The organism is Streptomyces cylindrosporus, assembly GCF_022698165.1.
Lineage (GTDB): Bacteria > Actinomycetota > Actinomycetes > Streptomycetales > Streptomycetaceae > Streptomyces > Streptomyces cylindrosporus.
Window position 1 is genome coordinate 399,967 of the sequence record NZ_JALDAY010000005.1, and the last position, 13,295, is coordinate 413,261.

The following is a 13,295-nucleotide window of genomic DNA, read 5'->3' on the forward strand; positions in this document are numbered from 1 at the left end:
TGCAGATCGCGATGCTCCTGCGCACCCAGCGCGCCGGAGCATGACCGGGAGGGCAATTCTCATATGTCGGTAGGCGAAGAGGTCCGTTCGGAGCAGGGCAAGCCGCAGCAGAGTCTCGGCACGGCCGCCGCGCGGAACCTGGCCACCACGACCAAGTCCGCACCCCAGATGCAGGAGATCAGCTCCCGCTGGCTGCTGCGCACGCTGCCCTGGGTGAACGTCCAGGGCGGTACGTACCGGGTGAACCGGCGACTGACGTACGCGGTGGGGGACGGCCGTATCACGTTCGTGAAGACCGGCGACCGGGTCGAGGTCATCCCGGCCGAGCTGGGTGAGCTGCCCGCGCTGCGTGACTACGAGGACGAGGAGGTGCTGGAGGAGCTCGCCCGGCGCTGCCGGCAGCAGGAGTACGAACCGGGCTCGGTCATCACCTCGTTCGGCAACCAGACCGACGAGGTCTACCTGCTGGCGCACGGCAGGGTGGAGAAGGTCGGCACCGGCCCGTACGGCGACGACGCGGTCCTCGGCGTGCTCGCCGACGGCGCCTACTTCGGCGACGCGGCGCTGCTCGACCCGGACGCCATCTGGGAGTACACCGCCCGCGCGGCCACCGCGTGCACCGTGCTGATCCTGTCCCGCCAGGACGTCGAGCAGGTCGCGGAGCGCTCCGACTCCCTGCGCGAGCACCTCCAGCAGCTGCGCGCGATCCCCGAGCAGCGCACCAACAAGTACGGCGAGAAGGAGGTCGACCTCGCGGCGGGCCACAGCGGCGAGCCGGACATCCCGCACACCTTCGTCGACTACGACGCCCGGCCCCGCGAGTACGAACTGAGCATCGCCCAGACCGTGCTGCGCATCCACTCGCGCGTGGCCGACCTCTACAACCAGCCCATGAACCAGACCGAGCAGCAACTCCGGCTCACCGTCGAGGCGTTGAAGGAGCGCCAGGAGCACGAGCTGGTCAACAACCGCGAGTTCGGGCTGCTGCACAACTGCGAGTACGACCAGCGGCTCCAGCCGCACGACGGCGTGCCCAGCCCCGACGACCTGGACGAGCTGCTCAGCCGGCGGCGCGGCACCAAGCTGCTGCTCGCCCACCCGCGCGCGATCTCCGCGATCGGCCGCGAGCTGAACAAGCGCGGCCTGGTCCCCGAGACCATCGAGGTGGCCGGCAACCGCATCCCGACCTGGCGCGGTGTGCCGATCTACCCGTGCAACAAGATCCCGGTCACCGAGGCCCGTACCAGCTCGATCATCGCCATGCGCACCGGCGAGGCCGAGCAGGGCGTCATCGGGCTGCAGCAGGCCGGCATCCCGGACGAGATCGAGCCGAGCCTGTCCGTGCGCTTCATGGGCATCAACGAACAGGCCATCATCAAGTACCTCGTGACGGCGTACTACTCGGCCGCGGTCCTCGTCCCGGACGCACTCGGCGTCCTGGAGAACGTCGAGATCGGTCGCTGGAGGTGACGTTTCTGCACCTCGGAGCCGTGTCCCCGCCCGCGGGGACGGGTAGACCTCGGTCGTATGCGACCGGCCGCAGCGGAAGCGCCACCGTCCGCGGACTGACCGAGGGGGAGCCCATGGCCGAGTTCACGACGGAGGCGAAACCCGCGGCGCCGGACGTCTCCCTGGACGCGCAGGGGCTCGACGGGCAGGAGGCGACGGCCATCCTGGAGCGCACCCGGGCGTGCGTCGACCCCGAACTGCGCGCTGCGATCGACTCGTTGCCGGGCTCCATGCGCCGGATCGCGCTCTACCACTTCGGCTGGGAGCACGCCGACGGGACACCGGCGGCGGGCAACGCGGGCAAGGCGATACGGCCCGCGCTCGTCCTCACCGCGGCCGCCGCGCTCGGCGGGCCGGGGGCGCGCGAGGCGGCCGTACGGGCCGCGGCGGCGGTGGAGCTGGTGCACAACTTCACGTTGCTGCACGACGACGTGATGGACCGCGACACCACCCGGCGCCACCGGCCCACCGCCTGGACCGTGTTCGGCGACGCCGATGCGATCCTCGCCGGGGACGCGATGCAGGCACTGGCCCTCCAGCTGCTCGCCGAGGACCCGCACCCGGCGTCCGGGGCGGCCGCCGCCCGGCTCGCGGCCTGCGTCGTCGAACTGTGCGCCGGACAGCACACGGACACCGCGATGGAGCGGCGCGGACCCGCCGAGGTCACCCTCGACGAGGTGCTGACCATGGCCGAGGCGAAGACGGGCGCGTTGCTCGGGTGCGCCTGTGCGCTGGGCGCGCTGTACGCGGGAGCGGGCGGCGAGGCGGTCGGGGCGATGGACGCGTTCGGCCGGCAGGCCGGGCTCGCCTTCCAGCTCATCGACGACGTCATCGGCATATGGGGCGACCCGCTGCGCACCGGCAAGCCGGCCGGGGCGGACCTCGTGGCCCGCAAGAAGTCCCTGCCGGTGGTCGCCGCGCTCACCTCGGGCACCCCGGCGGCGGCCGAGCTGGCCGTGCTCTACGAAGCGCCCTACGCCAAGGAGGACCTGGAGCGGACCGCCCTCGCCGTCGAGCGGGCCGGCGGGCGGGACTGGGCGCAGGTCCAGGCCGCCGACCGGATGGCCCGCGCGATGCAGGAGCTGTCCCGGGCGGTGCCCGACCCGGAGGCGGCGGGCGGACTGCTCGCCCTCGCGGAGTTCGTGACGCGGCGCAGCAGCTGAGTCCCACCAGTACCCCGGAGCCCACCGGGGCGGCCGTACGGCTCCTGACCCCGTACGCCCGCCGAGGCTCCGGCGAGCGGGTCCCGCACATCCCCACGGTGTGCGGGGCCCGCTGTTGTCCGCCCTCCGGTTAGGCTCAACCCCCGTACGGACACGGTCGGTTGAGAGCGAGGAGCAGGCACATGGGCGTGGCCATCCGGGCGGCGGGCGAAGGCGACAGAGAGCTGGTCGTGCGGCTGCTGGACGAGGCCTTCCAGGACGATCCGGTCAGCAACTGGGTCTTCCCGGGCGAGGAGCACCGCCGTACGACCCATCCCGGGCTGATGGCCGCCTTCACCGACATCGTGCTCGCCGCGGGCCGTGTCGACGTCACCGAGGACGGCAGCGCGTGTGCGCTCTGGCTCTCCGTGCCGGCCGACGCCGGACACGACGACGAAGGGCCCGCCCAGCTCCGGGCCGCGGTCGACCCCGACAACGAGCGCGTCGAGCTGATCGGCCGGCTCACCGACGGCATCCACCCCACCGGCCGCGCCCACGAGTACCTGTGGATGATCGGCGTCGCCCCGGACCGCCAGGGCGAGGGCCTCGGCACCGCACTCATCACCCACGTCCTGGACCGCTGCGACCGCGAGTCCCTGCCCGCGTACCTGGAGGCCAGCAACGCCCGCAGCCGCGCCTTGTACGAGCGTCTCGGCTTCGAGTTCACCGGCCGGCCCCTCGACCTCCCCGACGGCCCGACCATGTGGCCGATGTGGCGGGAACCCCGTACCAGCTAGGGCCCGTCGCTCAGACCTCCAGGCGGTCCAGCCAGGCGTCCTGGCCGTCCGCCAGCGGGGAGGCCAGGGGGAGCGGCTCGAAACGGCAGTGGAACGTCATGCCGTTGTCGCGCCCCTCGCCCGTCACGTGGTGATCCCACGCGTCCGGGACGTCCGCGTCGGCGTCCACCTCCAGTTCGAAGAAGGTGGTGTGGCGGGGGAAGAGACGGATCGGGTGCGGGGTGTGCTCCTCGGCGAGGGGGCGCAGCACCCGCACGCACGTCAGCCCGCACTCCTCCGCGACCTCCCGTAACACCGCCTCTTCCAGGGGTTCTTCGGGAGCCACACCCCCGGCCGGGACGTGCGTGCCGGGCGGCAGGTCCGCGTCGTGGTCGAACACGAGCAGCTCGACCGGGCGTCCGGCGCGCCGGCGCAGGACGTAGGCGGCCACCCGGACACGTAACGTCTGCTTCCGCATCCCCGCAGCCTAGAGACCCCCACCCACGGAAAGGCACCGGCTTGCGCAAGCTCACCTACTTCGTCGCCTGCTCCATCGACGGCTTCATCGGGGACCCGGGCGGCGACGCCTCGTCCATGTTCGCCTTTCTGGACGAGGAGTTCCTCGGGTATCTGACCTCGACGTATCCGGAGACCATCGCGGCCCACGCCCGCGAGCCGCTCGGCATCGAAGCGGCCGGCAACCTCCGCTTCGACACCGTGATCCAGGGCCGTGCCAGCTATCAGCTGGCCCTGGACGCGGGCGTCACCAGCCCATACGCGCACCTGCGCGAGTACGTCGCCTCCCGCAGCCTGGCCGAGTCGCCCGACCCGCATGTCGAGATCATCGCGGAGAACCTCGTCGAGCGGGTGCGCGAGCTGAAGGCGGAGGACGGCGGGCTCGGCATCTGGCTGTGCGGCGGCTCCCAGGTCGCCGGTGAACTGCTCGACGAGATCGACGAGTTGGTCGTGAAGACGTACCCGCAGGTGTACGGCTCCGGGATGCCGATGTTCGGCAGCGGCTTCGCGGTCGCCGACTTCACGCTGGAGTCGGTGCGGACCTTCGGCAACGGAGTCCTGGTGCGTACATACGCGCGCAGGCGCTGACCGGCCTACGCTGAGGGCATGGACAGCTCAGAACACGTCTGTCCGGTCTGCGGACAGCCCGTGGCGACGGTCGTCAGACGCCACAAGACGCTGGGCGCGTGGGTCCCGCGATGGGTGCCCGGCCCGTGCCGCAACCCCGACTGCGAGGCCTACGTCCCGGAGGGTGCCGAGCCCGACGGGCGGCCCGGCGAGACGACCGCGAAGAATTCCTGAACGGAGTTCCCGAACCCGTGTCGAGAATTCCGGCCCGGCTCCGACGTCCCCTGTGAGCGCCGCCCGCCACGGGCGGCCCGAGCCGAAGGAGCGAGTCATGAAGTACCTGGTCATGGTCCAGTGCACGCAGGCGGACTACGAGGGCATGCAGGGCAGGGCCAACGCGACCTCACCTGCCTGGACCCAGGAGGACGTGCAGGCCATGTACGCCTTCATGGGCGCCCTGAACGACGACCTCGCCGAGACCGGCGAGATGATCGACGGACAGGGTCTGGCCGAGCCGGCGAGGACCCGGCTGGTCGGCCTGGGTGACGACGGCAAGCCGGTGATCACCGACGGCCCGTACAGCGAGACCAAGGAGCTGCTGGCCGGCTACTGGGTGCTGGACTGCGCGAGCCTGGAGCGGGTCACCGAGATCGCCGAGCGCATCGTCCAGTGCCCCCTGCCCGCCGGGGCCACCAACTACCCCGTGGTGATCCGGCCCATCGACAGCGGTTCCGCGGACGTCTGAGCCGTCCATGGGCACGACCACCGAGGTCGAGGACCTGCTGCGCCTCAGCGCGCCGCAGGTCCTCGGCGCGCTGGTGAGACGGTACGGCCACTTCGACGCCGCCGAGGACGCCGTACAGGAGGCACTCCTCGCCGCGGCCGGGCAGTGGCCGTCGGCGGGGGTCCCGGACAATCCGCGCGGCTGGCTGATCAGGGTGGCCGCGCGGCGGCTGACGGACGCCCTGCGGGCGGAGGAGGCGCGGCGGGCGCGGGAGGAGCGGGTGGCGGCGCTGGAACCCCGGGTGCCGTACACCCTCGACGACCGGGCCCCGCGCGAGGACGACACCCTCACGCTCCTCTTCCTGTGCTGCCATCCGGACCTGACCAAGGCCGGGCAGATCGCCCTCACCCTGCGCGCGGTCGGCGGTCTGACGACGGCCGAGATCGCCCGCGCGTACCTGGTCCCCGAGGCGACCATGGCCCAGCGGATCAGCCGGGCCAAGCAGAAGGTGCGGGGCGTGCGGTTCGGGCGCCCGGACCACTGGGAGCAGCGCCTGCCCGCGGTCCTGCACACCCTCTACCTGATCTTCAACGAGGGCTACACGGCGACCTCCGGCGCCGGTCTGCAACGCCGTGACCTGGCCCGTGAGGCGATCCGGCTGACCCGGGCGGTCCACCGCCTCCTCCCGGACGACGGCGAGGTGGCCGGTCTGCTCGCCCTGATGCTGCTCACCGACGCCCGCCGCGACGCCCGCACCGGCCCGCACGGCGAGCTCGTGCCGCTCGACGAGCAGGACCGGGCGCGCTGGGACAAGGCGGCGGTCGAGGAGGGCGTCGCACTGGTCACCCGGGCGCTGTCCCGGGGCCCGGCGGGCCCGTACCAGCTGCGGGCCGCCATCGCCGCCGTGCACGACGAGGCGCCGTCCGCGGCGGAGACCGACTGGCAGGAGATCCTCGGCCTGTACGAGGTGCTGGTCCGGCTCGTCCCGGGTCCCGTCGAGCGCCTCAACCGGGCCGTGGCCCTCGCCATGGTCGACGGCCCGGCGGCCGGCCTGGCGGAACTCGCCGTGCTGGAACCGGAGTTGGGCCACCGCCTGGACGCGGTCCGGGCCCATCTGCTGGAGCGGGCGGGCGCGTACGACGACGCCCGGACCGCCTATGAGACGGCCGCCGCGAAGACCCTGAGCCTGCCCGAGCAGCGCTATCTGCGCGAGCGGGCGGCCCGTCTGAGGGCCTAGCGTGATCCCATGAGCGACCCCATCCTGCACCTGACCGAGCGCGCCCTCTGGGAAGCCGCCCGCGTGAGCGGCACGTACGAGATCTCCACCCGTGGCAAGACCCTCAAGGAGGAGGGCTTCATCCACCTCTCCACCCGCGCGCAGCTGCCGCGCACGGCCCGCTTCTACGAGGGCCTCGACGACCTGGTGGTCCTGGTCGTCGACCCCGGACGGCTCGACGTCCCCGTGAAGTACGAGTCCGGTGAGCCCGGCGGGGAGGAGTTCCCGCACGTGTACGGGCCGATCCCGGTGGAGGCCGTGGTGGCCGTCGAGCCGTGGGTGTGGCCGGGCGGCTAGCCCGCGGGCCTCGGCAGCCCGCCCGTCTCCGGGTCGCGGCCCGTGAGGCAGTACGCGGCGCCCGTCGGGTCGCGCAGCACCGTCCAGTGCGGGCCGGCGGAGACGAACTCCGCGCCCAACTCCTCGTGTTGGGCACGCGTGGCCTCGATGTCGGCGCAGGCGAGGTCCAGGTGGGCGGCCGTCTCCCGCTCCTCGCCCAGGCGTTGGAGGAGGACGCGGACCGGGAGGCCGGGCGGGGGCTTGAGGACGTGGAACTCGGGGCGGGAGCCGGCGAAAGACTCCCAGCCGCCCAACAGGGCGGTCCAGAAGGCGACTTCGGCGTCGTACCGGGAAGGCGCGAGGTCGATGCAGACCTGGTCGAGGCGGGTGCCGCCAACGACGGGCGGGCGGACCGACTCGCCGTGCGCCTCGACGGCGCAGAACAGCTGGCCGGCGGGGGAGCGCAGGACGATCAGCGTCCCCTCGTCGAGGACGACCGCCGCACCGAGCCGCACCGCCGTGTCCGCGAAGTCCCTCACGTCGTCCACCGAGAAGTCGAGATGGGCGCCGCCCGGGCCCGCCTCGACCCCCTGCACCTTGACGCAGGCGTCGGCGCCGTCGTGCAGGAGGGTCGTGAACTGCTTTTGCTCACCGCGGAGTTCGGACAGCCGGGTGCCCGTGACGGCGGTCCAGAAGTCGCAGGCGCGGCCGAAGTCCCGGGCCGGCCGGTCGATGAAGGCGTACGTCCAGCGGACCGGTCCGCTCACGCCTTGCGCTCCATGAACCGCAGCATGTTGCCCGCCGGGTCGCGGAACGCGCAGTCACGCACCCCGTACGGCATGTCCATCGGCTCCTGGAGGACGTCGGCGCCGGCGTCCCGGACGCGGGCGAACAGGGCGTCGCAGTCCTCGGTGGTGAAGTTGACCCCGCGCAGCACGCCCTTGGCCAGCAGCTGCTCCATCGCCTCCCGGTCGGCGGGGGAGAGGTCGGGGTTGGCCGCGGGCGGCTCCAGGACGATCGACACGTCCGGCTGCAACGGCGACCCGACGGTCGTCCACCGCATCCCCTCGTACTTGACGTCGTTGCGGACCTCCAGGCCCAGGACGTCGCAGTAGAAGGCGATCGCCTTGTCGTGGTCGTCGACGGCGATGAAACAGGTGTGGAGTTTCAGGTCCATGGCCCCAATCTAGGGCCGGTACTCCCGCTTCGGGCGCGTGTACGCCCGCACCACGCAGGGCGGGATCTCCGCGCTCTCCTCGTGCGAGCGGGCGCGATAGGAGCTCGGGGTCTCGCCCACCAGTTCGGTGAAGCGGGCGCTGAAGGAGCCGAGGGAGGTGCAGCCGACGGCCATGCAGACCTCGGTCACCGTGAGGTCGCCGCGGCGCAGCAGGGTCTTGGCGCGCTCGACGCGGCGGGTCATGAGATAGGCGTACGGGGTCTCGCCGTACGCCGTGCGGAACGCTCGCTGGAAGTGGCCCGGCGACATCAGCGCGGTGCGGGCGAGGGCGGAGACGTCGAGGGGTTCGGCGTACTCGCGGTCCATCCGGTCGCGGGCCTTGCGCAGACGTACCAGATCCTCACGGTTCACCACGTCAGGATCGCACGATCCTCACCCGCCGGGCGCGTGGTCCTGGAGTGTCCTTTGCCCTCAGTTCGCCTCCCGTACGAAACCCCTTGCTCCCATAGGGGAATGGACCACATCACGTTCCTCGTGGCGGTCGTGATCGTCACGGCACTGGCCTTCGACTTCACCAACGGATTCCACGACACCGCGAACGCGATGGCGACGTCCATCGCGACCGGCGCGCTCAAACCCAAAGTGGCGGTGCTGATCAGCGGAGTGCTCAACGTCGTCGGGGCATTCCTGTCGACGGAAGTCGCCAAGACGATCTCCGGCGGGATCGTGGACGACACGCTCGTCACCCCGGGAATGATCTTCGCGGGGCTGATCGGGGCGATCCTGTGGAACCTGCTGACCTGGCTGGTCGGGCTGCCCTCCAGCTCCTCGCACGCTCTGTTCGGCGGGCTGATCGGCGCCGTGTGGGTGGGCGCCGGCTCCGACGGCGTGCACTTTGACAAGGTTGTCGAGAAGATCCTGATCCCCGCGGTGGCCTCGCCGGTCGTGGCCGGTCTCGCGGCGCTGTTCGCCACCTACCTCGCGTACAAGCTCACCGCCCGCGCCCGCAAGCAGTCGGTGACCAAGGGCTTCCGGCTCGGCCAGATCGCCTCGGCCTCGCTGGTCTCGCTCGCGCACGGCACCAACGACGCGCAGAAGACCATGGGCGTCATCACGCTGACGCTGATCTCGGCGGGCGCTCTCGGCCATGACGCCGGTCCGCCGGTGTGGGTGATCGCCTCGGCCGGTCTCGCCATCGGCCTCGGCACGTACATCGGCGGCTGGCGGATCATCCGCACCATGGGCAAGGGCCTGACCGAGATCGAGTCGCCGCAGGGCTTCGCCGCGGAGACGGCCTCCACCACCGTCATCCTCACCTCCGCCCACCTGGGCTTCGCCCTGTCCACCACGCAGGTGGCCTCGGGCTCCATCCTCGGCGCGGGCCTGGGCCGGCGCCTCGCGGAGGTCCGCTGGGGCGTCGCGGGCAAGATGGTGGTCGCCTGGCTGATCACGCTGCCCGCGGCCGCGCTGGTCGGCGGGGTCTCCGCGGCCGCGGTCAAGCACGGCGGCAACTTCGGCACGGTCGTGGTCGCGCTGATCGGTGCCGCGGTCGCCGCGGGCATCGTCATGCTCTCGCGCCGCAACCCGGTGCACGCGAACAACGTCAACGACCACCACGAGGTCGCCATCCGCACCGAGCCGCCGGCCACGGTCGGCACGGCCGCCTGAGGCAAGGGGAGTTTCCATGGATCTCGACTGGAGCGCACTCGGCCAGGTCACCGCGGTGAGCCTCGGCGTCACCGTCGCCGTGGTCGTCGTCTTCGCGCTCGGCGTACTGGGCCTCGCCCGCTACGAGGGGGCCCGCGAGGAGGGCGGCGCGGACGGCGGCACCTCGACCCTCGGCATGGCGCAGGCCGGCCTGTGCTTCCTGGCCTGCGCGGCCGTGGTGGCGTACGGCATCTATCTCATCGTGCCGCAGTTCCACTGAGACGGCAGTCAGGAGCAGGAATGACCACACCGCCCTTGCTGACAGAGCTGCCCGACCTGAAGGTCGACTACAGCGACCCCGACGACCCCGTACTCATCCGCCCGGACGGTTCGCCGATCGACACCTGGCGGGAGAACTACCCGTACGCGCACCGCATGGAGCGCAAGGAGTACGACTGGCACAAGCGGCTCCAGCAGATCGAGCTGCTGAAGCTGCAGAGCTGGATCAAGGAGACCGGGCGCCGGCTCGTCATCGTCTTCGAGGGACGGGACGCGGCCGGCAAGGGCGGCACCATCAAACGCTTCACCGAGCACCTCAACCCGCGCGGCGCCCGGGTGGTGGCCCTGGAGAAGCCCACGGAGCGCGAGAGCGGCCAGTGGTACTTCCAGCGGTACGTCGAACACCTCCCGACCGCCGGGGAGATCGTGCTGTTCGACCGGTCCTGGTACAACCGGGCCGGCGTCGAGCGGGTCATGGGCTTCTGCACGGACGACCAGTACCGGCGCTTCATGCGCCAGGCCCCGCTGTTCGAGCGGATGCTCGCGGACGACGGCGTGGACCTGATCAAGTTCTGGTTCTCGGTCTCCCAGGGCGAGCAGCGCACCCGCTTCACGATCCGTCAGGTGGACCCCGTACGGCAGTGGAAGCTCAGCCCGATGGACCTCGCTTCCCTCGACCGCTGGGACGACTACACCGCTGCCAAGGTCGCGATGTTCCGCGAGACGGACACCGAGCACGCGCCGTGGACCGTGGTGAAGAGCAACGACAAGAAGCGCGCCCGCGTCGAGGCCATGCGCAGTGTGCTGGCCCGCTTCGACTACGACGACAAGGACGAGGAGGTCGTCGGCCGCCCCGACCCGCGGATCGTGGGCGCGGCGGCGGGCCTGCTGGAAGCCGGGGAGGACGACCACGGCGGCCGTTAGGAACGCCGAAGGGGCCCGGTCGATGCACCGACCGGGCCCCTTCGGTATGCCCTCGGACCCGCGATGGTGCACCGATCGCCGGTCCCCGCGAACGAGTCGTCCGTCAGGCCTTCTTGGTCTCCCAGAAGATCTTGTCGATCTGGGCGATGTAGTCCAGAGCCTTCTGGCCGGTGGCCGGGTCGGTGGACGCCTTGGCGGCCGACAGGGCCTTCAGGGTGTCGTTGACCAGCTGGTGCAGCTCCGGGTACTTCTCGAAGTGCGGGGGCTTGAAGTAGTCGCTCCAGAGCACCGAGACGTGGTGCTTCGCGAGCTCGGCACGCTGCTCCTTGATGACGGTGGCGCGCGCCTGGAAGTGCGGGTCGTCGTTGCCGGCCATCTTTTCCTGGACGGCCTTCACCGACTCCGCCTCGATGCGGGCCTGGGCCGGGTCGTACACACCGCAGGGCAGGTCGCAGTGTGCGCTGACCTTGACCTTGGGGGCAAACAGGCGGGAAAGCATGGAGCATTCCTTCCTCGTGATCGTCTTCTCAGGTGGGACATTACTCCCTGGGAGAGGGGATTTCGCGAGTGCCCCCATGGGCTTAGGACAAAAGTCCGGGGTCAGACTGAGACTGGTGGATGAACGTACCGGGGAGGTGCCGGGCATGCCGGAGCTGTCGCAGGAGATGGAGCGCGGGCGGGCGTTGCTGCCCTTCGGGGTGGCCGAGGTGACCGGGCCCTCCATGGTGCCCACGCTCCACCACGGGGACCGCCTCGTGGTGCAGTACGGCGCCCGGATCCGGCCCGGGGACGTCGTGGTGCTGCGGCATCCCTTCCAGCAGGACCTGCTGGTCGTCAAGCGGGCCGCCGAGCGGCGCGAGGGCGGCTGGTGGGTGCTCGGCGACAACGCCTACGCGGGCGGCGACAGCACGGACTACGGCACCGTCCCGGAGGACCTGGTGCTGGGCAGGGTCCGCTTCCGCTACCGGCCGCTCAAGGACGGTCAGCGCTCGCCCTTCGCGGCCGTGCGCTGGGCGCTGTCGGCTGCCCGGCCCGTGCTGTCCGACCGGTCGGCCTCCAGGCGCTTGCGGGCCCGGTAGGCGGCCACGTTGGCCCGGGTGGCGCAGCGGTCGGAGCAGTAGCGGCGGGAGCGGTTCGTGGACGTGTCCAGGTAGGCGTTGCGGCACGGGGCCGCCTCGCACAGGCCCAGGCGGTCCACGCCGTACTCGGTGAGGTGGAAGGCCAGGCCCATCGCCGCGATGGCCGCGTAGCCCGCCGTCGCGTTCGACGGGTGGTCCGCCAGGTGCATGTGCCACAGCGGGCGGCCGTCCTCGTCCCGGTGGTCGTGGCCGGAGATCTGCGGGCTGACCGGGAACTCCAGCAGCAGCGAGTTCAGCAGGTTCACCGCGAGGGTCTCGTCGCCGCCGTCCGCGGCCTCGAAGACCGCCCGCAGCCGCGCCCGGACCGAACGGAAGCGCGTGACGTCGGCCTCGGTGGTGCGGCGGGCCGCCTCCTGGCTGTTGCCGAACAGGTCGCGGACGGCCTCCACCGAGGTGAGCGAGTCCTTGCCCCGCAGCGGTTCCTCGGTGTTGACGAGACGGACGGCATGGTCCGAGTAATAGGCCAGTTCCACTTGTAGTCCTTACGGAGGAGCTCTATCGTCGTGGGTGCGGTCAGGTAATGGCTGATTGCACTTCCAGGGTATTACGACTGTGTCTGCGGAGGGGGCTTCCATGGCCACGAGCACCGGAACGACCGGAACCGACTGGCACGCCTGGCAGGAGAGCTGGGACCGGCAGCAGGAGTGGTACATGCCGGACCGCGAGGAACGCTTCCGGATCATGCTCGACATGACCGAGGCCCTCGTCGGCACCGCCCCGCGCGTCCTCGACCTGGCCTGCGGCACCGGCAGCATCACCGCCCGCCTGCTCGCCCGCTTCCCCGACGCCACCAGCACGGGCGTCGACCTCGACCCGGCGCTCCTCGCCATCGCCCGCGGCACCTTCGAGGGCGACGGGCGGGTCACCCTCGTGGACGCCGACCTCAAGGACCCGGAGTGGACGACGAGGCTGCCGTACGACTCGTACGACTGCGTACTGACCGCGACCGCCCTCCACTGGCTGCACAGCGAACCCCTCGCGGCCCTCTACGGTCAGGTCGCGGAACTCGTCCGCGACGGCGGTGTCTTCATGAACGCGGACCACATGATCGACGAGACGACGCCCCGGATCAACGCGGCCGAGCGTGCGCGGCGGCACGCCGGCATGGACCAGGCCAAGCGCGACGGCGCCCTGGACTGGGCCGAGTGGTGGCAGCTCGCCGCGCAGGACCCGGTGCTGGCCGGACCCACCGCCCGCCGCTACGAGATCTACGGCGAACACGCCGACGGTGACATGCCCTCGCCGGACTGGCACGCGCGCACGCTGCGCGCGGCGGGCTTCGGCGAGGCCCGGCCGGTGTGGTGCTCGCCCTCGGACACCCTGCTGCTCGCCCTCAAGTAGCC

19 protein-coding genes are annotated in these 13,295 nt (G+C 71.4%); 13 read left to right on the top strand and 6 right to left on the bottom strand.

The window, feature by feature from the left end; translation table 11 throughout:
• Positions 1-63: 63 nt before the first annotated feature.
• From MQP27_RS18135 to MQP27_RS18145, 3 genes are all read left to right on the top strand, one after another.
• A complete protein-coding gene (locus tag MQP27_RS18135) occupies positions 64-1,470 on the top strand; it encodes a family 2B encapsulin nanocompartment shell protein (protein WP_242766230.1) in 1,407 nt (468 codons plus the stop codon).
• 113 nt (positions 1,471-1,583) lie between these two features.
• The gene (locus MQP27_RS18140) at positions 1,584-2,672 is read left to right on the top strand and encodes a family 2 encapsulin nanocompartment cargo protein polyprenyl transferase (protein ID WP_242766231.1); all 1,089 of its coding nucleotides are present in this window, start codon (positions 1,584-1,586) and stop codon (positions 2,670-2,672) included.
• 182 nt (positions 2,673-2,854) lie between these two features.
• A complete protein-coding gene (locus MQP27_RS18145) occupies positions 2,855-3,448 on the top strand; it encodes a GNAT family N-acetyltransferase (RefSeq protein ID WP_242766232.1) in 594 nt (197 codons plus the stop codon).
• Positions 3,449-3,458: 10 nt separating this feature from the next.
• On the opposite strand, the gene MQP27_RS18150 is transcribed toward MQP27_RS18145, so the two are convergent.
• Complete coding sequence (locus MQP27_RS18150) at positions 3,459-3,905, bottom strand: NUDIX domain-containing protein (RefSeq protein ID WP_242766233.1); 447 nt, start codon at positions 3,903-3,905, stop codon at positions 3,459-3,461.
• Between the two features lie 41 nt (positions 3,906-3,946).
• On the opposite strand from MQP27_RS18150, the gene MQP27_RS18155 reads away from it, so the two are divergent.
• The 5 genes from MQP27_RS18155 to MQP27_RS18175 all read left to right on the top strand — a co-directional run bounded on the left by MQP27_RS18155 (position 3,947) and on the right by MQP27_RS18175 (position 6,807).
• Positions 3,947-4,531, top strand: coding sequence for a dihydrofolate reductase family protein (locus MQP27_RS18155; RefSeq protein WP_242766234.1), 585 nt, complete (start codon positions 3,947-3,949; stop codon positions 4,529-4,531).
• A gap of 18 nt (positions 4,532-4,549) precedes the next feature.
• Positions 4,550-4,744 (top strand): formate dehydrogenase accessory protein FdhE, encoded by a 195-nt coding sequence (locus MQP27_RS18160; protein WP_242766235.1) that lies wholly within the window; start codon positions 4,550-4,552, stop codon positions 4,742-4,744.
• 97 nt (positions 4,745-4,841) lie between these two features.
• Positions 4,842-5,255, top strand: a complete 414-nt coding sequence (locus MQP27_RS18165; RefSeq protein ID WP_242766236.1) for a YciI family protein — start codon at positions 4,842-4,844, stop codon at positions 5,253-5,255.
• A 7-nt stretch (positions 5,256-5,262) separates the two neighbouring features.
• Positions 5,263-6,471 (top strand): RNA polymerase sigma factor, encoded by a 1,209-nt coding sequence (locus tag MQP27_RS18170; protein WP_242766237.1) that lies wholly within the window; start codon positions 5,263-5,265, stop codon positions 6,469-6,471.
• A gap of 9 nt (positions 6,472-6,480) precedes the next feature.
• Positions 6,481-6,807: a DUF952 domain-containing protein gene (locus MQP27_RS18175; protein ID WP_242766238.1), complete on the top strand. Its 327-nt coding sequence runs from the start codon at positions 6,481-6,483 to the stop codon at positions 6,805-6,807.
• On the opposite strand, the gene MQP27_RS18180 is transcribed toward MQP27_RS18175, so the two are convergent.
• Genes MQP27_RS18180 through MQP27_RS18190 form a run of 3 tightly spaced genes read right to left on the bottom strand, consistent with a single transcriptional unit; the run spans position 6,804 to position 8,374 of the window.
• Positions 6,804-7,553 carry a VOC family protein gene (locus tag MQP27_RS18180; protein WP_242766239.1) on the bottom strand — a complete coding sequence of 250 codons (750 nt, stop codon included), beginning with the start codon at positions 7,551-7,553 and terminating at the stop codon, positions 6,804-6,806. The two genes, MQP27_RS18175 and MQP27_RS18180, sit on opposite strands and share 4 nt — an antisense overlap.
• Complete coding sequence (locus MQP27_RS18185; RefSeq protein WP_242766240.1) at positions 7,550-7,963, bottom strand: VOC family protein; 414 nt, start codon at positions 7,961-7,963, stop codon at positions 7,550-7,552. The genes MQP27_RS18180 and MQP27_RS18185 overlap by 4 nt, the downstream gene beginning before the upstream one ends.
• A 9-nt stretch (positions 7,964-7,972) precedes the next feature.
• Positions 7,973-8,374, bottom strand: a complete 402-nt coding sequence (locus tag MQP27_RS18190; RefSeq protein WP_242766241.1) for a helix-turn-helix domain-containing protein — start codon at positions 8,372-8,374, stop codon at positions 7,973-7,975.
• Between the two features lie 102 nt (positions 8,375-8,476).
• Between MQP27_RS18190 and MQP27_RS18195 the strand changes: the two genes are divergently transcribed.
• From MQP27_RS18195 to ppk2, 3 genes are read left to right on the top strand one after another with little or no spacing between them, the layout of a single operon-like run.
• Positions 8,477-9,631 carry an inorganic phosphate transporter gene (locus MQP27_RS18195; protein ID WP_242766242.1) on the top strand — a complete coding sequence of 385 codons (1,155 nt, stop codon included), beginning with the start codon at positions 8,477-8,479 and terminating at the stop codon, positions 9,629-9,631.
• A 16-nt stretch (positions 9,632-9,647) separates the two neighbouring features.
• On the top strand, positions 9,648-9,890 hold the full coding sequence (locus MQP27_RS18200; RefSeq protein WP_242766243.1) for a hypothetical protein: 243 nt from the start codon (positions 9,648-9,650) through the stop codon (positions 9,888-9,890).
• A 20-nt stretch (positions 9,891-9,910) separates the two neighbouring features.
• A complete protein-coding gene (gene ppk2, locus MQP27_RS18205) occupies positions 9,911-10,813 on the top strand; it encodes a polyphosphate kinase 2 (RefSeq protein ID WP_242766244.1) in 903 nt (300 codons plus the stop codon).
• Between the two features lie 103 nt (positions 10,814-10,916).
• Here ppk2 and sodN read toward each other — a convergent pair whose 3' ends face one another.
• Positions 10,917-11,312: a superoxide dismutase, Ni gene (sodN, locus tag MQP27_RS18210; RefSeq protein ID WP_004983535.1), complete on the bottom strand. Its 396-nt coding sequence runs from the start codon at positions 11,310-11,312 to the stop codon at positions 10,917-10,919.
• A 145-nt stretch (positions 11,313-11,457) separates the two neighbouring features.
• Here sodN and sodX point away from each other — a divergent pair, with 145 nt between their 5' ends.
• On the top strand, positions 11,458-11,892 hold the full coding sequence (sodX, locus tag MQP27_RS18215) for a nickel-type superoxide dismutase maturation protease (RefSeq protein ID WP_242766538.1): 435 nt from the start codon (positions 11,458-11,460) through the stop codon (positions 11,890-11,892).
• Here the strand turns inward: sodX and MQP27_RS18220 are convergent.
• Complete coding sequence (locus MQP27_RS18220; protein ID WP_242766245.1) at positions 11,796-12,425, bottom strand: CGNR zinc finger domain-containing protein; 630 nt, start codon at positions 12,423-12,425, stop codon at positions 11,796-11,798. The genes sodX and MQP27_RS18220 overlap by 97 nt on opposite strands.
• 100 nt (positions 12,426-12,525) lie before the next feature.
• Here MQP27_RS18220 and MQP27_RS18225 point away from each other — a divergent pair, with 100 nt between their 5' ends.
• Positions 12,526-13,293, top strand: coding sequence for a class I SAM-dependent methyltransferase (locus MQP27_RS18225; protein ID WP_242766246.1), 768 nt, complete (start codon positions 12,526-12,528; stop codon positions 13,291-13,293).
• The last annotated feature ends 2 nt before the right edge of the window (positions 13,294-13,295 follow it).